General features: G+C 57.9%; 24 protein-coding genes. 17 read left to right on the forward strand and 7 right to left on the reverse strand.

All coding sequences use genetic code 11. The features are described from left to right. Positions 1–69: 69 nt before the first annotated feature. From J0663_RS03690 to J0663_RS03715, 6 genes are all read right to left on the reverse strand, one after another. A complete protein-coding gene (locus tag J0663_RS03690) occupies positions 70–318 on the reverse strand; it encodes a hypothetical protein (protein WP_207243110.1) in 249 nt (82 codons plus the stop codon). Positions 319–420: 102 nt separating this feature from the next. After that, complete coding sequence (locus J0663_RS03695; protein WP_207243111.1) at positions 421–1,122, reverse strand: TfuA-like protein; 702 nt, start codon at positions 1,120–1,122, stop codon at positions 421–423. Next, the gene (locus J0663_RS03700; RefSeq protein WP_207244416.1) at positions 1,119–2,306 is read right to left on the reverse strand and encodes a YcaO-like family protein; all 1,188 of its coding nucleotides are present in this window, start codon (positions 2,304–2,306) and stop codon (positions 1,119–1,121) included. The genes J0663_RS03695 and J0663_RS03700 overlap by 4 nt, the downstream gene beginning before the upstream one ends. Positions 2,307–2,348: 42 nt before the next feature. Further along, positions 2,349–2,561 (reverse strand): hypothetical protein, encoded by a 213-nt coding sequence (locus tag J0663_RS03705; RefSeq protein WP_207243112.1) that lies wholly within the window; start codon positions 2,559–2,561, stop codon positions 2,349–2,351. Positions 2,562–2,580: 19 nt separating this feature from the next. Then, on the reverse strand, positions 2,581–4,416 hold the full coding sequence (locus J0663_RS03710; protein WP_207243113.1) for a peptide antibiotic resistance protein: 1,836 nt from the start codon (positions 4,414–4,416) through the stop codon (positions 2,581–2,583). Between the two features lie 9 nt (positions 4,417–4,425). After that, positions 4,426–4,851, reverse strand: a complete 426-nt coding sequence (locus tag J0663_RS03715; RefSeq protein ID WP_207243114.1) for a helix-turn-helix domain-containing protein — start codon at positions 4,849–4,851, stop codon at positions 4,426–4,428. Between the two features lie 345 nt (positions 4,852–5,196). Between J0663_RS03715 and J0663_RS03720 the strand changes: the two genes are divergently transcribed. Further along, the gene (locus J0663_RS03720; protein WP_207243115.1) at positions 5,197–6,042 is read left to right on the forward strand and encodes a DUF6030 family protein; all 846 of its coding nucleotides are present in this window, start codon (positions 5,197–5,199) and stop codon (positions 6,040–6,042) included. Between the two features lie 42 nt (positions 6,043–6,084). Here the strand turns inward: J0663_RS03720 and J0663_RS03725 are convergent, their stop codons facing one another. Further along, positions 6,085–6,459 carry a hypothetical protein gene (locus J0663_RS03725; protein ID WP_207243116.1) on the reverse strand — a complete coding sequence of 125 codons (375 nt, stop codon included), beginning with the start codon at positions 6,457–6,459 and terminating at the stop codon, positions 6,085–6,087. A 207-nt stretch (positions 6,460–6,666) separates the two neighbouring features. On the opposite strand from J0663_RS03725, the gene J0663_RS03730 reads away from it, so the two are divergent. From J0663_RS03730 to J0663_RS03805, 16 genes are all read left to right on the forward strand, one after another. Continuing rightward, entirely contained in the window at positions 6,667–7,740 is a 1,074-nt protein-coding gene (locus J0663_RS03730; protein ID WP_207243117.1) for an endo-1,4-beta-xylanase, read from the forward strand. A 31-nt stretch (positions 7,741–7,771) separates the two neighbouring features. Beyond that, the gene (locus tag J0663_RS03735) at positions 7,772–8,923 is read left to right on the forward strand and encodes a glycosyltransferase (RefSeq protein WP_207243118.1); all 1,152 of its coding nucleotides are present in this window, start codon (positions 7,772–7,774) and stop codon (positions 8,921–8,923) included. Beyond that, on the forward strand, positions 8,923–9,429 hold the full coding sequence (locus J0663_RS03740) for an acyltransferase (RefSeq protein ID WP_207243119.1): 507 nt from the start codon (positions 8,923–8,925) through the stop codon (positions 9,427–9,429). Before J0663_RS03735 ends, J0663_RS03740 begins: the two co-directional genes overlap by 1 nt. Beyond that, positions 9,426–10,328 carry an exopolysaccharide glucosyl ketal-pyruvate-transferase gene (gene pssM, locus J0663_RS03745; protein ID WP_207243120.1) on the forward strand — a complete coding sequence of 301 codons (903 nt, stop codon included), beginning with the start codon at positions 9,426–9,428 and terminating at the stop codon, positions 10,326–10,328. The genes J0663_RS03740 and pssM overlap by 4 nt, the downstream gene beginning before the upstream one ends. A gap of 151 nt (positions 10,329–10,479) precedes the next feature. Next, complete coding sequence (locus J0663_RS03750) at positions 10,480–11,982, forward strand: lipopolysaccharide biosynthesis protein (protein ID WP_207243121.1); 1,503 nt, start codon at positions 10,480–10,482, stop codon at positions 11,980–11,982. Positions 11,983–12,012: 30 nt separating this feature from the next. Beyond that, positions 12,013–13,044: a polysaccharide pyruvyl transferase family protein gene (locus tag J0663_RS03755; protein WP_207243122.1), complete on the forward strand. Its 1,032-nt coding sequence runs from the start codon at positions 12,013–12,015 to the stop codon at positions 13,042–13,044. 11 nt (positions 13,045–13,055) lie between these two features. After that, a complete protein-coding gene (locus J0663_RS03760) occupies positions 13,056–13,877 on the forward strand; it encodes a galactosyl transferase (RefSeq protein WP_207243123.1) in 822 nt (273 codons plus the stop codon). 83 nt (positions 13,878–13,960) lie between these two features. Next, a complete protein-coding gene (locus J0663_RS03765; RefSeq protein ID WP_207243124.1) occupies positions 13,961–14,899 on the forward strand; it encodes a glycosyltransferase family 2 protein in 939 nt (312 codons plus the stop codon). 24 nt (positions 14,900–14,923) lie between these two features. Continuing rightward, a complete protein-coding gene (locus tag J0663_RS03770; RefSeq protein WP_207243125.1) occupies positions 14,924–15,808 on the forward strand; it encodes a glycosyltransferase family 2 protein in 885 nt (294 codons plus the stop codon). After that, positions 15,805–16,788 carry a glycosyltransferase family A protein gene (locus tag J0663_RS03775; RefSeq protein ID WP_207243126.1) on the forward strand — a complete coding sequence of 328 codons (984 nt, stop codon included), beginning with the start codon at positions 15,805–15,807 and terminating at the stop codon, positions 16,786–16,788. Before J0663_RS03770 ends, J0663_RS03775 begins: the two co-directional genes overlap by 4 nt. 24 nt (positions 16,789–16,812) lie before the next feature. Then, positions 16,813–18,153 carry an O-antigen ligase family protein gene (locus tag J0663_RS03780; protein WP_207243127.1) on the forward strand — a complete coding sequence of 447 codons (1,341 nt, stop codon included), beginning with the start codon at positions 16,813–16,815 and terminating at the stop codon, positions 18,151–18,153. Positions 18,154–18,264: 111 nt separating this feature from the next. Continuing rightward, on the forward strand, positions 18,265–18,522 hold the full coding sequence (locus J0663_RS03785; protein WP_207243128.1) for a hypothetical protein: 258 nt from the start codon (positions 18,265–18,267) through the stop codon (positions 18,520–18,522). Positions 18,523–18,585: 63 nt separating this feature from the next. Beyond that, complete coding sequence (gene tnpA, locus J0663_RS31160; protein WP_096772345.1) at positions 18,586–18,996, forward strand: IS66-like element accessory protein TnpA; 411 nt, start codon at positions 18,586–18,588, stop codon at positions 18,994–18,996. Further along, positions 18,993–19,340, forward strand: a complete 348-nt coding sequence (gene tnpB / locus J0663_RS03795; RefSeq protein WP_095436757.1) for an IS66 family insertion sequence element accessory protein TnpB — start codon at positions 18,993–18,995, stop codon at positions 19,338–19,340. Before tnpA ends, tnpB begins: the two co-directional genes overlap by 4 nt. Positions 19,341–19,385: 45 nt before the next feature. Beyond that, the gene (tnpC, locus tag J0663_RS03800; RefSeq protein WP_207243129.1) at positions 19,386–21,041 is read left to right on the forward strand and encodes an IS66 family transposase; all 1,656 of its coding nucleotides are present in this window, start codon (positions 19,386–19,388) and stop codon (positions 21,039–21,041) included. A gap of 8 nt (positions 21,042–21,049) precedes the next feature. Next, on the forward strand, positions 21,050–21,325 hold the full coding sequence (locus J0663_RS03805; protein WP_207243130.1) for a hypothetical protein: 276 nt from the start codon (positions 21,050–21,052) through the stop codon (positions 21,323–21,325). Positions 21,326–21,744 lie beyond the last annotated feature (419 nt).

The raw sequence follows: 21,744 nt of genomic DNA on the forward strand, positions 1-21,744 counted from the left end.
GGACGCACATAGCCCCGAAAATCGATAGGATTTTCGAGGCTATCCGACTTCGAAGCAGGAAAGCGGGCACTAATGTCTTTTTACGCTTACCTGGGGAACGGGGGAACTCAATTCAGCCAGTTCCCTGGTCAGCCCCTCCCCGACTTCCTGCTTTACCGCCTCAAGAGCAAGATCGAGGCAATTCGTCGCGAATTGCAGTTTGACGTCCTGAGCGACCTGCCGCGCATAGGCGATCATCCGCGCCAGCGCGACCAATTCGTCCAGACCTTCTTCCGCCCCTGGATCCAAACTTATTTTAGCAACCGATGTCACGCCCATGGCCATTTCTCCAACGAATTGAAGAAATGATACGCGGACCGACATGGACGAGCCCGTGAAAAAAGCGTGACACAACTTTCGGTGACCGTCGCCGTTCTCGATTCACAATGCAGACCGTGTGGAGAACGAGGTTTCATGCAAATGCCAGGTCAAATCGGCATTCACGCGAACATCGTCGGCTGACTGTACCGCTTTCAGCAATTCCAAAGCATCGATGCGTTTCTGATCGACGGAATGCGAGACAAGCGCGGCCAGAAGGTGCGGGCGATCCTCTTCGGCTGTGCATTGCTCGACAATTGCCCGCCATGTCCGCCTCTTGAAGAATATTGCGTTGGCGGCATCTTCGATGACCTGGCGCAATCCTCCTGGGAGCAATTCATTCCTTTCCATTGCATCGAGCGTGGCGCTGACATTGACGAGCGGTATTGTCAGCGGCTTGCCGCCGAGCGCGATCGGCGCGTGCACGAGCGCGACGGCAGCATCATCGACCAGCCGGCCTGTGCGGTAGTCTTCGAAAATGCGGCCGATCCCGATCATACCGAACGAATGACATTCCGCAGCGCGCAACGCGCCCATACTTGCCGCCCCGAGGACCGTGACGCCAAGCGAAAGAGCATACAGAATTTCCTTATGCCAGACCGGCGCAGCATATTCAAAGCCGCCGTCGATCAGGCCGATGACATTGGCACCCTGTTCCACAGCAGCCAGAACATCGCCCTGCGTGGCTGGCGGCAAGACGCGTATAGCCCCGCCGGCAAGTGAAGCCGCATCGGGAAGACTGGGACCTGCGAAAATGATCTTCAAAACCCTATCGCTCTCGCAAGAGCCCTCGTTCCAAACCGGCGTGCACGCGGCCCTTCCGGATTTTCGAGCTGAGGGATAACGACCTTGACGACGCCAAAGGGAAGCGTGTCGTCGCTGAGACGTACCGCGATCACCGAACTGATCCCTTTGTTTCGCAAAGCGTCCAGCACATGCCGGAGCAAATGCGCCAGGTCCCCACGTTCCGGCGTTCGCTCGCGGAGAGGACGGGCGGCCGGCGATGCGGGAGCGGCGTCGAAGGCTCGCCGCATCAGTGGCGGCAAGGATCTTGAGAAGGTGGCGGGAGAAATATCGTCCCTGGCGCCGCTGATATAAGTGAGCCGCGATTGCGCGGCTTCCGTTACCGCCCGAATAGCCGCGCGCACGGGAGCCGGATGGGCTCCCGTGCCGCCGGTCACCTCGACAAGGCGAATATCCCTGCCGCCATGGCGATCCCAAGGGCCGGGAACGGAATCCGTGGGACCCAGCATGGCGGTAAAACAAGGAATGGCGATGTCGCTGGTGATATCGAAGAGCCTAAGTGTCAATCCCGCCGCTTCGATCTTATCGATCAACCCGTTCAGGGCGCCGTCCTGAAAGCCGCGCGGTTCGACGCAGCCGGCATAACGATCCGCTTCCCCGCCAACCTGCCACAGCACATGCGCATCCCGCTCGATCCGCTCGAGCACACCATGGAAAACGGCCTCCTCGACATTGTTTCCCGATGCCAGGCCGTCCGATGACATCCAGTATCGCGCATCGCGTGTGCGGTCGAGCAGCACCGCTTCAAAAGGGACATAAATCTTCTCACCGCTGAGAATATTGATGCCGGCCACCCATTCGGTCTCCTCGTCTGGTCCAAGATCGGGTTTGTGGACGGCGATCAGGCAGTTCAGCGTGTCGATCTTTTGCCCCATCCCCTGCAGACCGGATGAGGTGCTACGGACGAGATCGACGAATGGTTCGCCGGCAACTGCCCGCTCCAGGGCCTCCATGACGGTCGACACTTTGGCATCGACATCGGTCAGGCCCTTCCCTTGAGCGATCACGATTGAGCGCGAATTCGGAGTGTAGGCGCACCAGACAGGAATTCCGACCTCATCAAGCCCGGTATGTCGCGCAACCCTGGTAATGCCGAATCGAGCTAAAAAAGGCTCGACGCGGGAAAGCGTTTCCCGCGGCGATATGATCCTGTCGGTATATATGGACTGGTCCGCCAGAATGCCGGTTCAGCCGTCGACGTGACCGGACAGCGCCACCTGCGCCGACGAAACGGCGACGGCCAAATCCACGCCCTTCACGAATGTGCCGCCAGTTTTGCGCAGATCGCTGACAGTCGCCAGTTCTGCCGTCGGATTGAGCGGCTTGACCGTGCCCGCGTCGAGATCGGCGAGCCAAAGACCTGCCTCGCCCGGTATTCCTATAATGACAGCTTTCGCCATGTATGCCCCTCAGCTATTGTTAAAAACCGGCCTTCAACAGGCCCTCCCGATATAGCTCCTTTTGCCAATGCTCCTTGAAGGGAACGATGGCGAGCCACTTCTCGACGTCGAACACCGGGTTGATGCTTTCGGCGCGCTGCCGATGAGAGAGTGCCCGTTTCCGATCGCCGATCATTGCGCAACTGGCCGCGGCGATACGATGGGCCGGCGCTTTGTCTTTCATCGCCTCGACATATGCGATGGCCTCCTCATACTGTTCCAGGAAGAAACTTGCTCCCGCAGCACACCAGAGATAGGCATCAGGTGCGATCGGATTGAGCGAAATTGCCTTTCTGATCTTGGCAAGCGCGTCGCCGGGGCGAGATGCATGCACGAGCGTGTCGGCATGGCTATAGATGACATCGGCAAAATGCGGGCTGAGCTCTTCCGCCAGATCAAGTGCCGCAACACTGGCATCGACATCGCCGAGATAAAGTTTGGTGACGCCGAGCTCGCGATGCCCTGCCGCCGATGACGGATCCCGCTCGATGGCGCGAAGCGCATGCTGCTCGGCCAGATGCAGCAGTTCGTTGTTTCCCTGCGCCGTCACGAGCCATTCGCTGGTGAAGGTTCTCGCCAGCCCGGTGAAGGAAGGAGAAAAATCCGGCTTGTGCGAGAGCGACTGCTTGAATGCCTTTCTTGCCCGGCGGATATGCGGCAAGGTCAGCTTGCTCATCAGGCTCGAGCCGACGAGATAAGAATGATAGGCTTGCGGGTTAGCTTCGAAACGCAGCCGCTCTTCCTCGTTTTCAGCCAGTTCGTTCGCCACCGACAAGGTCAACTGCTGCGCGATCAGGCGTCTCTGCCGCGGCAACGTATCACGCGTCATCGCAAAGCGATTGGCCCAGATGATCTCGTCCGTGGGGAAGTAGATCAGCTGGGCGAACAAACCTTCTTCGGAAAGTCGGGTATCCAGGAGATAGGCGATCGAGTGCCGGGCGACGACCGCCGCCTTTTCGGAATCGCGCCGGATCTGTCCCGCCGTATGCGGCGCAACGATGGAAATGTTTCTGAGCGCGCAGAGTTCGATCGTGACGTCTTCGATGAGCGCGTTGGCAAGAGCAAGCCCGGCATCGGCATGCTTCGATGTCGGGGGGAGCAGCACCAAGCGAGGCAGGATCAGCGGCGCCGGACGTTCGATCTCGGTTGATTGACCGGGCTCGGGACGCTTCACCTCCACCCGCGTCTGGCCGTCGTCATTTGGCAATCTTTCGCCGATTAATGAGCCGCCGGATAGCTGATGCAGCAATGCCCTGACCTGCTCATCCTTTGGATTCCGCTCGAGGATTTGCAGGGCGGCGCTGGAAATGATGCGCGCCGCGCCGGGCCTTTGCACATCGGGCAACACTTCCAGCAATGCTTGACGCAATTGCAGCGCATGGGCGTCCCGCTGCGTCCTGATCCACGCATCGATCGGCTTTGTCGCCGGCTTAATGTTTCCGATGAAACCGCGCTGTGTCAACTCGGCGATCGCGTGCAGCCGATCCAGCGGCGAAGCAGCGGCCTTAAAGACATCCAAATCACAGGAAACCACCTGCCTGTTGAGGCGAACTGTCGTGGCAGTGAAATCGAAGACTATTTCGGCGCGTCCGCCATCCATCTCGCGGATGCGGGACAGCATTTTGCGCAAATTGAGCCGCCCCAACTCCGGCTCGACGTCGCTCCATAGAAACTGGGCCAGTTCGTGACGACTGATCTCATGGCTCGCACCGGCATAGATGTGGGCCATCATTAACAGACCCTTGATCGGATAGCGAACCGGCTCGCCATTCGTCTCGGTCAGCCGCAGATCGCCGAATGTCTGCAGATGAAACACGATCCATCCTCAGCCGTTTAAAACCGGATCTTGCAACTCATTGTCGACATCAGGCAACCCTGCAACCGCGAGGCTTTTGGCCAATGCCACCAGTTTTTGCCTGATATTCGGATCCTCGATGGCGATGAACGCCTTGTTGAGCGCCAGCCCCTCCTTCGATGACAAAAACTTGTTCAATTCGCTCGTCTCGCCTTCGATCGGCCCGGAACCGCCGTTCTCGAAGAAAAAGCCGACCGGCACGCGAAGAATCTCGGAAATGCGCTGAAGACGGCTGGCGCCAATCCGGTTCGTCCCTTTTTCGTATTTCTGAATCTGCTGGAAGGTAATGCCCAGAAGTTCGGCCAAACCATGCTGGGTCATCCCGAGCGTCTTTCGCCGAACTCTCACGCGGTTGCCAACATAGACGTCGATTGAATTCGGCGATTTGGCCTTCATGTGAATAAGTCTCCCGCTTGATCAGCACGCGCCGCTGTATAATGGAGAGTTTAACCAAGAATGCAACTAAAAGTAAATATTTTATAAGGATTTTTTTCCGCACCGCAGACAGTAGAAAACACCCCTGTGGACTACACTAGAAAACAACCCGTGTCGTGGCACCGGCGATTATCGAAGTCGAAGCCCCAGGCGTTTCGCCGAAATCTATGGCGCGCGCTCGTCGCTGGCGACGGGCCCAAGGCGCCATGTTGTCGACGCCAAACCAAAGATATTTAACGGATGGATGTATACTGCTGCATTAAGACAGCGCGATCGAAACCCTTCTCGCGTACCGGAGAAGATAAGTTGCCTGAGAATTCGTCGCCCGCATATGCGAAACAGCCAGTGGGAAAACCGCGGATTCCCGCGGTTTTCTGGTTGTTGTTGACGATCTCCCTGTCGCTCATCATGGGAACCGTGCTTCTTTCGAACGACATGAAGCACTTGAAGACCATCGGCCGTTATTTCGGCTACGAACTCTTTCCTCATGAGGTCAAGCTGCCGCCGCCCACGGCGCTTCCGCGCCCGATGCCTCCTGCCTCCGTCACGCTTCCCTTGCATGCCATCGAGCCGCCTGTCGCGCAGACCGCATCGATTTTTCTACGCACGTGGCGCATATCGGGAGCCGCAATGTGTGCAGCACTGCGCGATGCCGGCGTCCAAACCAGCGAATGGGCGGCGGCAAGCTTCAACGCCGAGACCTTCGAATGCTTTTTCGAGCACAGCGGCAAGCGCGAAAAAGATCAGCTTCCCAGCTCCATTTTCGTCATCGTTCGCGGCGAAGCCGCCGGCACGATCAACAACATGCGCGTGAAGATCGTTAATCCTCAGACCGACCAAAATGGCCAGCTTGACCCGAACATCCTGCGAATTTTCGAAATCATGCTGCAGCAACCGCAGTGGCTCGATTTTCATGAGGCGTTGAACGCAATCAAGAATTTAAGGGACATCAAGGAAGACGGCTTCGGCGCCAGCATCAGCTTCAGTCGCGAGGTACTCAATCCCGGGCGTTACAATTTTACACTCTCCCTGGATGCGAGCTCGGGACCCCAGAAAAGAACGAGAAGCTATTTTTCCGACAGAACATGGCTTCCATCGCCGGAGCCGAGCGGCAAGACCGCGCCACCGCCGGCGCCGGCCCCAAGGCAATGACACCCCAACAAGCAGCGGGGCCGCATGCGATAAACCGGCCTGTCAAGCCATACGGCTTGCATCGTCGTGATGCCTTGCCAGAATTTTGTAGAGTTCTTTCAGACTGTCCCCGCTCGGTCGCTCGCTGCTCTCTCCACCTGCCAGACGCCAGACGCGCTCGACATTAAGATCCTGCTTAACCTGCGCGAGGTCTTCGTTCAATGCGCGGATGGCCATCGCTGATCGACGCAGGCGCCAGGAAGCTCTGGCGAGCGCTGCCAGAAGGGTGAGTACGATGCCGACGGCCCCGAATGCAATGGCGGCGAACTGCCGGTCATCGAGAAGAGAAAGATCGTTTCGAACAGTCGTCATAAAAAAAGCGGCATTTTGAAATGCCATATGAAAATAGCTCATCGGATAGCTAAACCAATCGTCCATCACGGGCCTCCCCCCGAGCAGTTTATAGGTTTGAATAGGGCGCGAAGTCTAGCTGATGCTGACAATATCCCCATGGGCGAAAGTATATTTGAGGTTGCAATACTCTTTCGAAGCGAACTCAAATCTCATGATGGAATGGCCGCCGACGAAGCAGGCTTCCGCAAATTTCATGGCGGACATGAAAAAAGCCAACAGCGAGGGAATTGAATGAACAGAAGACGTTTCCTCGCCGCGACTCCGCTCGCGCTGTTGTATGTCAGTGCGGAGACGGTGCTGGCCAAACTGCCTTCGGAAGCGAGGCTGCGCGCCCTTGCCGACAGCAAGTCGTTTCGATTCGGATCGGCGATCGATCCGCAAACTATCAGCGATCCGGTCGCGTCCGAACTCTATGTCGAGAACGTCAATTCGATAACGCCGCGCAACGACCTGAAGTGGAGCGCGACGGAAAAGAGCCCCGGCGTTTTCTCGTTCGCGAGCGCCGACAGATTGGTTGCATTCGCCCAAAAAAACAACATGAGGGTTTATGGGCATACACTGATCTGGTATCGCGTCCCGGACTGGGTGTCTGAGATCGCCGATGCGAAGGCCCTTCGGACGGCCATGGACCGTCATATAAAACAGGTTGTCACTCGCTATAAGAGGTCGATCGATGCTTGGGATGTGGTGAATGAACCGTTGGAATATGATGCACCGGACCTGCGGGATTGTATTTTCCGACGCCATCTTGGCGACGATTACATTCGCATGAGCTTCGATATGGCGCATGAGGCCGATCCGGATGCGACGCTGGTTCTCAACGAAACGCATCTTGAGAAAAAATCTAATGTTTTCGAACAAAAACGCGCGCACATCCTGAAAATCGTCGAAGATCTCGTCGCCAGGGAGACACCAATCCATGCGGTGGGGTTGCAGGCGCATTTCCGCCCGGGCCTCGACCGGATAGATCCGGAGGGAATGGGACGATTCTGTGCGGCTCTAAAGGAGATGGGAATCGGTGTCTACATCACCGAACTCGACGCATCCTGCCACTTTCTGAAACGCGACCAAGGCTTCAGGCAGGCCGCCTACGCCGATATTTTCCGCGAGGTGATTACGGTGGCGGCCGAGCATGGCGACTTGAAAGGTGTCACCGTATGGGGCATGTCGGAAAAATACGGCGTTCCTGATGAAAAAGAGGCCGACGCCAATGGAGCCTGCACTAAGCGCGTTAATCTTTACGATGAAAACAATGCGCCGCGAAGTTCAGTTGACGGCATCAGGCGAGCAATAGAGGCGATGTGATGCGCAAGACAACGGAGACGTCGATAGATTCATGAAAAAGGCGGTTATCTATGTGGAAAAATTTCTGCCTGCCAGCCAGGCATTTGTTCTCAATCAGGCGGAAGCGTTTCGTTCGTTCGAAGCTGAAATTCTAGCCGGCACGCGGATTTCTTCGGCCCATACAAAAAAGTCTACTGTTCCGGTTCACGACATCCGTCGGTCTCCGATCGCCCGTGCCGGCGAACTGATTTTGAAAATTCCACAGATCGGCCTGCCTTTCCTCTTTCCCGCGATCGGTGAAGCCGATCTCGTTCACGCGCATTTCGGCAAGAACGGCTATGTCATCGGTCCCTTGGCTCGGGCCGCCGGCAAGCCGCTCGTCACGACGTTTCACGGCTTCGACGCAACCTATCGCGGCGATCCGAAAAAGCCGGGCGGCTTCAATCAGGTGCGCTTCTTCGCCAAGGGCCGGAGCGAGATGGCAGGCTGGAACAGCTGGAACATCGCCGTTTCCGATTTCATCCGAGACCGGCTGCTAGCGCTCGGTTTTCGCGCCGACCGCGTCTTTCGCCATCATATCGGCATTGATCTCGATCTGTTCAAAATGGAACCCCGTCCTCGAAAAAAAGGGCTGGTGGTTTCCATCGCCCGCTTTGTCGACTATAAGGGCCATCGCTTCATGATCGACGCGCTTTCGCGCGTGGCGGCAGCGGGCACGCCCGTCGAATTCATCATGGTCGGACAGGGACCATTGAAGGAGGAAATCGAAGCCTTGGCGCGTCGTTCCTTGCCAAGCGTCACGATCCATGAAAATCTGTCGCAGACGGAGATAAGGGATCTGCTCGCCAGCGCGCAGCTCTATCTTCATGGCAGCGTGACCCTCGACAATGGTCACGCGGAAGCATTCGGGCTCGCCAATCTCGAGGCCGAGGCTGTTGGTACTCCGGTCGTCGCATTTCGCTCGGGAGGCGTGGGCGAAGCGATCGAAGAGGGGAAAACTGGTTATCTCGTGGAGGAGCGGGATGTCGCAGGCATGGCGGAAGCGGTCGGCAGGCTGCTCAACGACCAGGGTCTGTGGACGTCCTTCAGCGCCCGGGCACCGCTTCTGGTGGCCGAGCGTTTCGACATACGTCGCCAAACGGAGATGCTCGAGGACTATTACAGTTCCGTGCTAGACGAATATGCCAGCCGGGGTCGGACTTGATGGTGCAGACAGGAAAGAAGCCGAAGTGGGGACTGAACGTATTTCGGCCCCTGCGGAACGGAATCGTGAAGGCCAAGTGGCTTTATTATACGAAATTCTGGGGAATGGACATCGATCCCACAGCCAGCTTTTCGCTCAGCGTGCGGTTCGACAAGACCAACCCGAAGGGTTTGCACATCGGCGCCGAAACCTATGTCGCCTTTGAAGCCGCCATCTTGACCCACGACCTCACACGCGGGCTCTACCTTCACACAAGAATCGGCAAGCGCTGCTTCATCGGAGCCCGCAGCATCATCCTGCCCGGTGTCGAAATCGGCGACGAATGCGTCATCGGCTCCGGTTCGGTGGTGACCAAGAGCGTGCCCCCGCGTTCGCTTGTGGCCGGCAATCCCGCAAAGATAATCCGCAGCGACATCACGATCATTTCGCGTTACGGACGCATGGCCCGCGAGGACGATACGGTCACGCAGATCGTAGCGCAAAGGCCGACTGGAGAAGCACGATGAAGATGTTTGCCTATCGTGGGAAACACGAAAATTTTGGCGACGAACTGAACCACTGGCTCTGGGAGCGTCTGCTGCCCGGCTTCTTCGACGAGGACGAAGGTCAGCTCTTTCTCGGCATCGGCTCGATCCTTTACGACAATTTCGACCCCAAAATGCAGAAGATCGTCTTCGGCTCGGGTTATGGCGGCTACACCAATCCGCCGAAAGTCGACGACAACTGGACCTTCTATTTCGTGCGCGGAAAGAAGACCGCAGAAATCCTCGGCATCGATCCGAGCTATGCGATCGGCGATTCGGGCATCCTGACGCGCAGCTGCTGGGACGCCAAAAGCGTCGAGAAGCGTTATCCCGTCTCCTTCATGCCGCACTACGAAAGCGCGATGTACGGCAGCTGGGACAAGGTCTGCGATCTCGCCGGGATCCACTATATCGATCCCCGCTGGTCTGTGGAAAAGGTGCTGACCGAAATCAGCGCGTCGCAGAAGGTTGTCTCTGAGGCGATGCACGGCTGCATTATCTCCGATGCGCTGCGCGTTCCGTGGCGGGCGATCCGGCCGATCGCGCCGGGCAACCGAGCCAAGTGGTATGACTGGGCGAGCGCGCTCGATCTGGAGATCGATTTCGATCCGATCGGTCCGTCGAACCTCGTCGAGGTCGGCGCGTCGCTGGTGCGGAAAAACACATACCTGTTGAAGAACATAACGTTCCGTCATCGCCGCATCCGGCAGTTGACCGGCAACTATGTTCTCGGCTCGACGGTCAAGACGCTGCAGCGGGTAGCCGAAAAGCCGGGGCAGCTCAGCTCCGACGAGGCTATCGTAAGAGCGCACGAGAAAATGCTGGTCGAGCTCGATCGGCTGAAGCAAGATTTTTCCAAGAAGGCGGTAAGCGCGCTTTGATGTCGCAAACCGGATTCCTGACGAGGCAAGAAGGCATGACGCTTTCCGACGCTATGAACACTCCATGCTCGCGCAAGGGCAACAAGCACTCTGGGTGGGCCTGCAGCCCGCATAAATGGTCAATCTCGCGGACCTCAGGAGCCGTTCGCCCATGAGCAGTGTTACCGACCGACTGATTCAGGGCAGCATGTGGCTGAGCCTGTCCCGCGCCATCGTCAACGGGCTCTCGGCACTCAGCACCTTTGTGCTCGCCTGGTATCTCGTGCCGGCCGATTTCGGTCTCGTCGCCATAGCGACGACGATTCAGGTCATTTTGAGTTCGGTCACCGAACTCTCGCTCAATCAGGCGCTCATCCGCCACGAATCTCCCAGCGAAACGCACTTCAGCGCGGTCTGGACACTGAGCGTAACAAGAAGCGCCATATTGGCGCTGCTGTTTGCCGCCGCGTCGTATCCGATTGCCGAATTTTACAACGAGCCGCGGCTGACGAGCGTGATGCTTGCGCTGAGCTTCGGCCTGCTCCTTAGCGGCCTCGCCAACCCGCGCCGCGTCATGCTCCAGCGCGATCTGATCTTCTGGCAGGAGTTCGTGCTCAACGTCTCGCAAAAGCTGGTCGGATTTATCGTCACGGTAGGAATTGCCGCCATCTATCACAGTTATTGGGCGCTCGTGATCGGCACCCTCGCCTATCAGGTGACCAATATCATCGTTTCCTACACCGTCCTGCCGTTCTGGCCGCGCGTCACCTTTCGGCATGCGCGCGAATTGTTTTCGTTCTCGGTGTGGCTGACGGCCGGACAGATCGTCAACACGCTGAACTGGCGGATCGAATATCTGCTGATCGGCAAGATGCTGGGCGCTACGCAGCTTGGGCATTATACGGTCGGCAACACCCTTTCGACGCTGCCGACACGCGAAGCGACGGCCCCATTGAACCAGACGATCTATCCCGGCTTTTCCAAGGTCCGCAACGACCCTGTCCGGCTGATTGCAGCCTATCAGCGTGCGCAGGCGCTCTTGGCGGCAGTCGCGCTCCCGGCGGGGATCGGCATGGCCGTCGTGGCTGATCCGATGATGAGGCTTGCCCTCGGAGAGAAGTGGGTCCCCGCCATCTTCATCGTCCAGGCGCTCGCATCGGTCTTTGCCCTGCAGACCCTCGGCTCGCTCGTCCAGCCGCTCGGCATGGCAAAGGGCCATACCAAGATGCTGTTCATCCGCGACACCCAGATGCTGGTGGTCCGCATTCCGATCATCATCACCGGTCTCGTGATGGCCGGACTTCCGGGCGTGGTTTATGCTCGCGTCCTGACGGGCCTGATTTCCACCGTGGTCAACATGCTTCTCGTCAAGCGCTTGATCAATCTGCCGTTCTTCCAGCAGCTTGCCGCCAATTTCCGCGCGCTTGCCAGCGTCGCATTGATGGCCGCCGGCGTCTGGGGATTGTCGCATATTGTCAGCATGCCCACCGACAAGCTGCACCTGGCCATGTATCTCGCGATCCTGGTCATCACGGGCGGCATCATCTATGTCGGATCGAGTTTCGTTCTTTGGCTTGCGATGAGAAAGCCAATTGGCCCGGAAACCGAAGTTCAGCGTATCGTTGTCAAGTTCTTGTCAAAAGCCAAACGTATTGCCGTACCCAAATCGGCCTGAAGCTAAACGCACATCAACAAGAGAGGCAGAATGACCAGCCAATCCAGATCGGAGCTGATCGCAAAACTCAACGGCATGATCCATGATTGCCTGAAGGACTATGTCTCGCGCGAGGAACCGCTCGCGATCCTCGACTTCCCCGATATCCGCAATTGCGGCGACTCGGCGATCTGGCTGGGAGAGATGGCCTATCTCAAGGATCGCTTCGGAAAACGCCCGGACTATGTTTCCAGGCTTCACGACTTCTCCGCCGACGATCTGAAACGGCGGGTGCCGACCGGCCCGATCTTCATCCACGGCGGCGGCAATTTCGGCGATATCTGGGTCGCCCACCAGGATTTCCGCGAAATGATCATGGAACGCTTTCCCGATCGGCAGATCATCCAGTTCCCGCAGTCGATCCACTACAGTTCGGCTGATCGCATCGAGCAGTCCAAGCGGGCCATCGGACGCCACAAGAATTTCGTACTGCTCGTGCGGGATGAAGAATCGAAGGAGTTTTCCGAGAAACACTTCGACTGCACCGTGCGGCTGTGCCCGGACATGGCTTTCGCCATCGGTCCGCTCTCCGAACGGACGACGCAGATTCCCGTCCTCGCCATGTTGCGCGAGGATGCAGAACGGGTTGGCGGCACCGATCGCAAAATCCCTTCCGATATTCCTGTGGAAGACTGGATCACTGAATCGAAACGGAAGGTGGACATCGCCAAGAAATTGGGCGTGGCCTCGGCTTATCTCGCATTAAAGCCGAGTGAAGTTGCCTTGCGCAGGCTGGACGCTGCGGCTCATAACCGCTTCGAGCGTGGCATCAGCCAGATTTCGCGTGCCCGCGCGATCGTGACCGACCGCCTGCACGTCCACATCTGCTCGCTGCTGCTCGGCCGCCCGCATGCGGTGCTGGACAACAGCTACGGAAAGATTCGCCGCTTCATGAACGCATTCTCTGGCGGAACCGACCTTTCCTACAAGGCGACTTCGCTCGAAGACGGCATCGCGTGGGCGCGTCAGCAGGCCGCCAAGGGGCGCGTCACCGAGAAAGAAACTGTGGGCCTGCGGGCTTAAGGGGGAATTCGATGCCACTTGTCACCTTCATCATCCCCGTCCGGCATCAGGAAAACGCCCGCGATTGGAGCAAGCTGAAGGCAAATCTCAGCCAGACCGTGGCCTCCATCTCCAACCAGACCAATGGCGATTGGCGCGGCATCATCGTGGCCAATGAAGGGGCCGATCTGCCTGATCTGCCGGAGAAATTCTCCGCCGTGCGCGTGACCTTTCCGCCGAACGACATGCACGAGCTTGGCAAAGGCAGCAAGGAAGACTTCCTCGACGCCTTCCGCGCCGACAAAGGCCGGCGCGTTCTGAGCGGCATGCTGGCCGCGGCCGACAGCCGCTTCTTCATGATTGTCGACGACGATGATTTCGTCAGCTCCCGTATCGTCCAGCATGTTTCGGAAAATCAGAACGCCAACGGCTGGACGATCGACCACGGCTACATCTGGGACGATGGCGGTAATTTCCTGCTTGGTCACGATGACTTCAGCCATCTTTGCGGCACTTCGCTGATCATTCGCGCCGACCTCTATGAACTGCCGCAGCGGTTCGAGGACGCCTCGCTCGACTGGATAAAGTCGATGCTGGGCAGCCACGTCCGCATTGCCGATATCCTTTCCCAGCGCGGAGCCCCGCTGACAAAACTCCCCTTCCGGGGAGCGGTCTACCGGGTCGCCCACGGCGGATCACATAGCCGGGCACCGAGCCTGATGCGGCAGTATTTTCTCAATCGCGGCGTGCTTCTGAAGCCGCGACGCTTGTTGCGCAATTTTCGCAGGCTGAGGGTTCTCGGCCAGGGTTATCGGCGAGAATTCTTCGGCGGGCCGCGGTCGAATCCTGCATAGGAAACCGATCCGTCCAGTATTTGCATAGGCAGTTAAATCATGAGGCTTTTCTCTTTCGACTCCACCAAGAGGGTTGGTAACTGATGTCGGATCTATTCGTCAGCGTGCTCTTTTCATCCTATAATGGCGCCAGCCGCCGGCTGCGCCATACTTTGGAATCCTTGGTGAGCCAGGAGCTTCCCCATGACAGATGGGAATTGATCGCTATCGACAACAATAGCAATGACGACACGTTCAATCTTCTGAAGTCGTATAGCGAGAAGCTTCCGATCACCATCCTGCAGCAGCACAAGCCGGGAAAGTCCGGCGCGCTGAATATGGCTTTGGATCGGGTAAAGGGTGATCTCGTCGTCTTCACCGACGACGATATTCGTGCCGAACCGAATTGGCTGAACGCGATCGTCGACTGCGCCGTCGCCCATCCCGGTTATGGTGTCTTCGGCGGCAGGATCGTCCCTGATTGGGAAAAGGAGCCGAAGGACCGCTTTATCGATTGGATCCCGATGGGATCCACCTTTGCAATCGTGGATGAAACACAAAGCGGGCCGTGCGATCCGACGAAGGTCTGGGGCCCGAACACGATCATCCGGCGGGAGCTGCTTGGAACGAGCGTGCGCTACCGGGAGGATATCGGCCCCCTCCCCGGAAAGATATTCGCCATGGGTGAAGACGCTGAGATCATCATCCGCCTGGCAGCGAGCGGCGCCAAATCCTATCGATGCGCCGAGGCGGTGGTTCACCACTGGATCCCGGCTGCGAGCGTGACCGAGGATTGGGTGCAGAAACGCGGCGAGCGGCTTGGCTATGGCATGCCGGCACTCTTTCCGGATGAGGTGCCGGAAGGAGTGAGGATCAGCGGCGTTCCGTTGCCGACCTGGATCGAAAGCGCACAATGGGCTTTCCGTGCAGCCATCCTCTATCTCCTGCCGCAATCGAAGACGCGTTTCTGGGCGATTTGGAAATACTACTATATGCGCGGCTATCGGGCCGGGATTCGCCGATACGCGCCGCTCGCACGATGATCGATTGGCCCAGGAGGCGGTAATTTGAAACTCTCGGTGCTAATCAACAATTTCAATTATGGGCAGTTCTTGCGCCCATGCATCGACAGTGTTCTGTCGCAGACCTATCCCGACTTCGAAGTGATCGTCGTCGACGACGGCTCCACGGATGATTCCAGGGAAATCCTTGCTTCCTACGGCGATGCGATCCGATCCGTACTGAAGGAAAACGGCGGCCAGGCCTCTAGCTTCAATGCCGGTTTTGCGGCCGCGAGCGGCGATATCCTCTTTCTCCTCGATGCCGATGACGCGTTCCTGCCCGGCAAACTCGAGCGCGTCGCCGAGATTTACGACCGCAACGAGATCGACTGGTGCTTCGACCGGGTGACGACCAATGAAGGCGATCAGCCTCCGGCGGCGCTGCAAGTGACGCTGTTCGACAAACGGGACACCCTGCGCAGGGGAGGCTTTCCCTCCCTGCCGGTGCCGACCTCCGGGTTGAGCTTCCGCCGCACGCTGCTGTCCCAGATCCTGCCGATGTCTGTCGCGAAAGATGTCGTCCTCAGCGACAATTACATCAAGTTTGCAGCAGCCTATCTCGGTCGCGGCGCCATCATCGAAACGCCGCTGACCTTTCAGCGCATTCATGCCTCGAACCGGTATACGGGGACGAGCAGGGCGAAAACACTGCGCCCGCGGATCATGATCGCGACGGGATTGGAACTGGCTCGCCGCTATGATGGGCTGCATGCGCTCGGCAAGAGTCTTGTGGCCGGCGGCATTGCCGAAACGACATCGCTCTTGAAACTGAGGAGCGAAGTGCGCAACACCGTGGCCGGCGGCCCGTTCGGCGATAATGCCATAAACGAAGTGGCCTTGATGGCTGCGCGCAAGCGTTTGGGAAATATGCTGCGGAGAGGACAGTCATGAACCAGCAAGACACCTTTCCGCATCCATCCGTCGGAACTGATCAGCGGGGCATGTCACCTTTGAACATCGCCGTTGGCGTGCTGACCTATCGACGGCTGGACGGGATCGCCAAGCTGCTTGACGTGATGACACGCCAGACCAGGCATCCAGCTCGCCCCTATCATCTGACGATGGTGATCGTCGACAATGATGCCGCAGGAAGCGCTAGAGCCACCGTCGAGGGCTTTGGCCAGACCGGCGCCTATGATCTGATCTATGTCGTAGAATCGAACCAGGGCATACCCTTTGCGCGCAATCGCGCGCTGGATTCAGCACCCACCGGCACCGATCTCTTCTGCTTTCTCGACGATGACGAATGGCCGGTCGACGGCTGGCTCGATGCGATGCTGGAGACCCGGGAAAAAAACCGCGCCGATTGCGTCTACGGCCCGGTCCAGCCGGTCTATCCCGAGAACCCGCCGGAATATTTCATCAAGGCAAGGGTTTTCGAGCGCAAGAAGAACAAGGACGGTCAGCGCATTTCCTATGCGGCTTCGAACAATGTCATGTTCGATTATCCCCTCATCCGCTCATGGAATCTGCGCTTCGAAGAGAAAATGCGCTTCACCGGCGGCACTGACTATCTCTTCTTCAACCAGGCGATTCGACGTGGTATGCAGGTTTTCTGGGCTGACAAGGCGCTCGTCTATGATATCGTTCCCGCCAGCCGCATGACTTGGAAGTGGGTGTTGCAGCGGCAATACCGGCTCGGCAACACTTTCGCCGTCAGTGAGGTCCTGCACGGCAATCTCAAGCGCCGGCTCTATCGCGCGGCCTATGGCGCCACCAGAGTGATGCTCGGACTGGCCATGCTGCCGGCGATCCTGGTTTCACCCTATTGGGGCATGCGGGCGCTGATCCATGTGCTACGCGGCGCCGGCATGGTCAACGGGATCCTCGGACATGCATACCAGGAATATAAGCCCGGTGCCGCCGTCTGATACTGTTTGCAGGAGTACCCTCGGATGAGTCTCGGCCATTCTTATCTCTCGGATCAGGACATCAGCCTGCGGCCAGTCGCCCGGCCGCGGCCACGTCGCGGCATCAGAAAGGAAACGCTCGTCCGCGTACTCCTCACCGGAATGTTCTATCTAACACTGCTGCGAACAACCGGGATGTGGTACGGCTATCCCTCAAACTTCAATGAAGATGCATCTGTTGATCCGATTGCGCAGAAACTGATGCTGTACAGCCTCATTCCGTTGATCGGTCTTTATTTTGTTCTGGAGCCAAATCGCTTCCTTTCCTATTTTCGAAGGATACCGGTTCTGGTTCTCACTGTTATTATAATTTCAACTATTTCCCTTGGGGTTTCAATCAGCTTTGGCGCATCCATACGCGGCATTGCCGCCGTCGCCGTCCTGACCGTAGCGCCGCTGCTCTACAGGTGTCGATACGGCAGCGTTGAAACCTTCCGGCTTCTGGCGACTTTCGGCATGTTCGCGGCCTTCGCGAACATTCTGTATACTATTGCCCTTCCAAGATTTGGTGTGATGGGAGGATCCTATGCCGGCATGGTAAAGGGTCTGTTCTACCACAAGAACGGCCTCGGTCAGTTTTGTGCCGTCAGTTTCATAACCATGATATCATTGGGGATGCCGAGGGGGCCATTACGCTATAGCCAGCTTCTGCGCTGGGCGGCGTTGCTGTGTACACTCCTGCTCATCGTTGTCTCCAAATCCTCGACGGCCGTTGTCATGGTGGCTATCGGCGTGGCCACACTGATCGGCTCGCGTATGATGCAAACCGTGAGAAACTCACTGGCGCGCTCGTTCATTGTTTTCTTCTTCTGCCTTTTCTTTGGGGCGGCGGCATCCTTCGCCTATCTTGGCGTTGCACAAATGATTGCGGACGCATTTGGAAAAGACCTGACCTTTTCGGGTCGCACCAATATTTGGGAACAGCTGATGCCACTGGTTTATGACCGTCCGCTTCTGGGCTACGGTTTCGCTGTCTTTCGTCAGCCGGAAGTTATGGAGCAATATGTCGCGTTAACCTTCGATGCGCGCTCCACTCATAACACCTATTTGGAACTTGCCCTCAACATCGGGATTCCGGGCATGATTGCCTGGACAGCTTTTATTCTTCAGCGTTTGGGTGGCCGTCTCGTGACGATTCAACGTTCTACGGAGCTTCGCGCCACACACTCCAAAGAAGTTGCAATCATTCTTCTGATCGTGGTTGGATCAATGATGGAAGCGGGAATGATGCTGGCGCCAGTCATTCTTTGGCCTTACCTCGTTGTCTCGCTTCCGCTAAGTAGAGTGAAGAGCGGTGATTCATCGAAGAACACGCGCGGCGGATAAAATTTATCTATTTATTTAATTGACGAACTATATCTAAAGACACAATCCAAGATGGAAGCAACAGCCGTCACGAAAGGGTAATGCTGGTGTGCCGGCGGTCTGAATTATGAGATGTATTTCTATGCGGTGTTCGCTCTAATTCTCGTCGCCCCGCAATATCTCCGTCTTTGGGCGCTGGCGGCGTGTTTCGTTGTGCTGGTGACGTTGGGACGGATCGCACCGCTGCAGGGGGCGATTTTTAAAACCTATACCAACCCGCATGTCCTTGAGCTCTTTGCGGGCGCGGTTCTAGGGAGAACCTACGGCTTAACGCTGCCTTTGCGTGCTCGTTCTTTCTGGGTCAGCTTGCATGGGGTAATCCCACGGTGAGGGCCGTCTTGCGAGGTTGATGCGAACATCGGAAGTCCTAGTGCAAACACTAGGAGTAGTCCTATGACCAAGCATCCGATTGAAGTGATCACGTCTGTCGAGCGCCGTCGGCGCTGGTCTCGCGAGGACAAAGAGCGACTGGTTGCAGCCTGCCTTGAGCCTGGTGCGGTTCTTTCCGAGATTGCCCGTGCGGCCGGCATCCACGTGAGCCAACTCTTTCGGTGGCGCAAGGAACTCTGCCGGATCGAGGAGCCGTCGACGCAGGTGTCGAGCACCTTGGTGCCCGTGATCGTTTCGGAGGCCGCGCCGGCAGCCCAGCCCGCTGCCTCAGAAGCGCCGGCCTCATCGCATCCCCGCCGGAAGCGCAGCGATGTGACGATTGATCTGGGCCGCGGTCGTCGTGTCCGTGTGGACAGCGACATCGACACGGAGGCACTTGGCCGCATTCTCGATTGTGTGCTGGGTCGGCGATGATCCCGGTTCCTGCTGGTGTGAAGGTCTGGCTGGCGACCGGCCATACGGACATGCGCAAGGGCTTTCCCGGTCTGTCGCTGATGGTGCAAGAGACACTGAAGCGCGATCCGATGTGTGGGCACCTGTTCGTGTTCCGCGGGCGTGGCGGCGGCCTGATCAAGGTCATCTGGCATGATGGTCAGGGAGCCTGCCTGTTCACGAAGAAGTTGGAACGTGGACGCTTCATATGGCCGTCGGCGGCCGATGGGACGGTCGTGATTACGCCTGGGCAGCTCGGTTATTTGCTGGAAGGTATCGACTGGCGGATGCCGCAAAAGACCTGGCGACCAACCTCGGTTGGATGAGCAAAAACACTGGAATAGCGGGGACGAATATGATTCCATCTGGCCGTGAACAGCCCTGTCGACCAGCTTCCAGATGACCTTGCCAGTGCGCTCGCACTGCTGGCGGAAGAGCGAGCGCTGCGTGTTGCTGCCGAGGTGGAAGCGGCGACAGCCAAGGCGGAAGCTGCCAGCGCAAAAGCGCTCGTGTCACATTCCGAGGCGCTGATCGCGCGGCTGAAGCTGGAGATCGAGAAGGTCCGCCGAGAGCTTTACGGCAGCCGCTCTGAGCGCAAGGCGCGGCTTCTCGAACAGATGGAACTGCAACTCGAAGAACTCGAAGCTGATGCCGGCGAAGACGAACTCGCGGCAGAGATGGTTGCCAAAAGCTCGACCGTCAGGGCCTTCGAGCGCAAGCGTCCGTCACGCAAGCCCTTTCCTGAACACCTGCCGCGCGAGCGCGTCGTTATTGCCGCCCCATCCAGTTGCCCATGCTGTGGATCGGCCAAGCTGTCGAAGCTCGGCGAGGATATCACCGAGACCCTGGAGGTCATCCCGCGTCAGTGGAAGGTTATCCAGACGGTGCGGGAGAAGTTCACCTGCCGCGAGTGCGAGAAGATTACGCAGCCGCCAGCACCCTTCCATGTGACACCCCGCGGCTTTGCCGGCCCGAACCTTCTGGCGATGATCCTGTTCGAGAAGTACGCCCAGCATCAGCCGCTCAATCGCCAGAGCGAGCGCTTTGCCCGAGAGGGGATCGATCTCAGCGTGTCAACGCTTGCCGATCAGGTCGGCGCGTGTGCTGCAGCCCTGAAGCCCATCCATTCGTTGATCGAGGCCCATGTCCTAGCGGCCGAGCGGCTGCATGGCGACGACACGACTGTGCCGATCCTGGCGAAGGGAAAGACCGATACCGGCCGCATCTGGACCTACGTTCGGGACGATCGGCCGTTCGGCGGACAGTCACCGCCCGCCGCCCTCTACTATTCCTCTCGGGATCGGCGGCAGGAGCATCCAGAGCGACATCTGAAGACCTTCACCGGCATTCTGCAGGCGGATGCCTATGGCGGCTATAACCCGCTGTTCAAAGCAGATCGCGATCCCGCGCCTCTGCGCCAAGCACTCTGCTGGGCACATTCGCGCCGCAAGTTCTTCGTGCTGGCCGACATTGCCACGAACGCCAAACGTGGCAGCAAAGCCGCACCGATCTCACCAATGGCATTGGAGGCCGTCAAACGGATCGATGCCCTGTTCGATATCGAACGGGAGATCAACGGTCTTAGCCCCGAGCAGCGCCAGGAGCGCCGCCGCAAAGGCAGCCAGCCGCTCGTCGAAGAACTGCATGACTGGCTCCAAACCGAGCGGGCAAAGCTGTCGCGCAGTTCTCCTGTCTCTGAGCCGATCGACTACATGTTGAAGCGCTGGAACGGCTTCACGGCCTTCCTCGAAGACGGCCGGATTTGCCTGACGAATAATGCCGCCGAACGCGCGCTCAGAGGCTTTGCTCTCGGAAGAAAGTCATGGCTCTTCGCCGGATCGGATCGTGGTGCTGATCGTGCCGCCTTCATGGCCACGCTGATCATGACCGCCAAGCTTAATGACATCGACCCACAGGCTTGGCTCGCCGACGTTCTCGCCAACATTGCCGACACGCCGATCAGCAGGCTGGAGCAATTGCTGCCGTGGAACTGGAAACCGACGCAAACAGCAGCCGTTGCGGCATAGGATCAACGATGGATCGCAAAGCCAACCGAGCTATCATTCGGAAAATATTGCTCACCGAGTGGGACCCCATCGGGGTGTCGGACATTCCTGAAGCGCAAGACGAATATGATGCCTATGCCGATACCGTCTTTGGCATGCTGGCCAACCAAACCGCCTCAGTTGATGCCATCGCCCAGTATCTCTTCAAGATCGCGACCGAGCACATGGGGCTCTCATACCCAGAACTTACAGAGCGCTGTGATAAGGCGGCAAGAGCCGTCGCGGCACTTCAGTCAGACCGCTGAACCTACACACCATCAGCGCCAGGTGCGGCAATCACCGGATGCTTACTGCATGGGGTGGCCTGGCGGTTGTGGTCGTCGTTGCGGCGCTGACGAGCGAGAGGCTTGGCTGGGTACCAAACATAACGTGGCTGAAATTTTTAGGCGCTGCGTCGTTCTCGATCTACATATTTCAGCAGCTGTTCTTCACTTTGAGTGGAACACTGTTCAGTGATCTGACCAGACTTTCAGGAATAAATTTTCGGTATCTCTGGTTTTGGCCCGATGGATGTGGCGATAGCTGCCGGTGGCGGTGCTCTGATTTACATGTCCATTGAAAAGCCCCTTGGGCATTACCTCAAATCGATCAGGCTCAGAGCTAAGATTGTTGCAGCTTAGCACACTCCGAAAGTTGGCTGTTTTCTACAGAGATCCAGGGCGTC

The sequence above is a fragment of the Rhizobium lentis genome (assembly GCF_017352135.1).
Classification (GTDB): Bacteria; Pseudomonadota; Alphaproteobacteria; order Rhizobiales; family Rhizobiaceae; genus Rhizobium; species Rhizobium lentis.

Excerpts from the sequence above, each read along its gene's own strand:
- J0663_RS03805 (WP_207243130.1), top strand. The coding sequence starts at position 21,050 with ATGGATCGCAAAGCCAACCGAGCTATCATTCGGAAAATATTGCTCACC.
- J0663_RS03785 (WP_207243128.1), top strand. The coding sequence starts at position 18,265 with ATGTATTTCTATGCGGTGTTCGCTCTAATTCTCGTCGCCCCGCAATAT.
- J0663_RS03760 (WP_207243123.1), top strand. The coding sequence starts at position 13,056 with ATGCCACTTGTCACCTTCATCATCCCCGTCCGGCATCAGGAAAACGCC.
- J0663_RS03740 (WP_207243119.1), top strand. The coding sequence starts at position 8,923 with ATGGTGCAGACAGGAAAGAAGCCGAAGTGGGGACTGAACGTATTTCGG.
- J0663_RS03775 (WP_207243126.1), top strand. The coding sequence starts at position 15,805 with ATGAACCAGCAAGACACCTTTCCGCATCCATCCGTCGGAACTGATCAG.
- J0663_RS03725 (WP_207243116.1), bottom strand. The coding sequence starts at position 6,459 with ATGGACGATTGGTTTAGCTATCCGATGAGCTATTTTCATATGGCATTT.
- J0663_RS03705 (WP_207243112.1), bottom strand. The coding sequence starts at position 2,561 with ATGGCGAAAGCTGTCATTATAGGAATACCGGGCGAGGCAGGTCTTTGG.
- J0663_RS03755 (WP_207243122.1), top strand. The coding sequence starts at position 12,013 with ATGACCAGCCAATCCAGATCGGAGCTGATCGCAAAACTCAACGGCATG.
- J0663_RS03735 (WP_207243118.1), top strand. The coding sequence starts at position 7,772 with ATGAAAAAGGCGGTTATCTATGTGGAAAAATTTCTGCCTGCCAGCCAG.
- tnpA (WP_096772345.1), top strand. The coding sequence starts at position 18,586 with ATGACCAAGCATCCGATTGAAGTGATCACGTCTGTCGAGCGCCGTCGG.
- tnpB (WP_095436757.1), top strand. The coding sequence starts at position 18,993 with ATGATCCCGGTTCCTGCTGGTGTGAAGGTCTGGCTGGCGACCGGCCAT.
- J0663_RS03780 (WP_207243127.1), top strand. The coding sequence starts at position 16,813 with ATGAGTCTCGGCCATTCTTATCTCTCGGATCAGGACATCAGCCTGCGG.
- J0663_RS03690 (WP_207243110.1), bottom strand. The coding sequence starts at position 318 with ATGGGCGTGACATCGGTTGCTAAAATAAGTTTGGATCCAGGGGCGGAA.
- J0663_RS03750 (WP_207243121.1), top strand. The coding sequence starts at position 10,480 with ATGAGCAGTGTTACCGACCGACTGATTCAGGGCAGCATGTGGCTGAGC.
- J0663_RS03715 (WP_207243114.1), bottom strand. The coding sequence starts at position 4,851 with ATGAAGGCCAAATCGCCGAATTCAATCGACGTCTATGTTGGCAACCGC.
- J0663_RS03730 (WP_207243117.1), top strand. The coding sequence starts at position 6,667 with ATGAACAGAAGACGTTTCCTCGCCGCGACTCCGCTCGCGCTGTTGTAT.
- J0663_RS03765 (WP_207243124.1), top strand. The coding sequence starts at position 13,961 with ATGTCGGATCTATTCGTCAGCGTGCTCTTTTCATCCTATAATGGCGCC.
- pssM (WP_207243120.1), top strand. The coding sequence starts at position 9,426 with ATGAAGATGTTTGCCTATCGTGGGAAACACGAAAATTTTGGCGACGAA.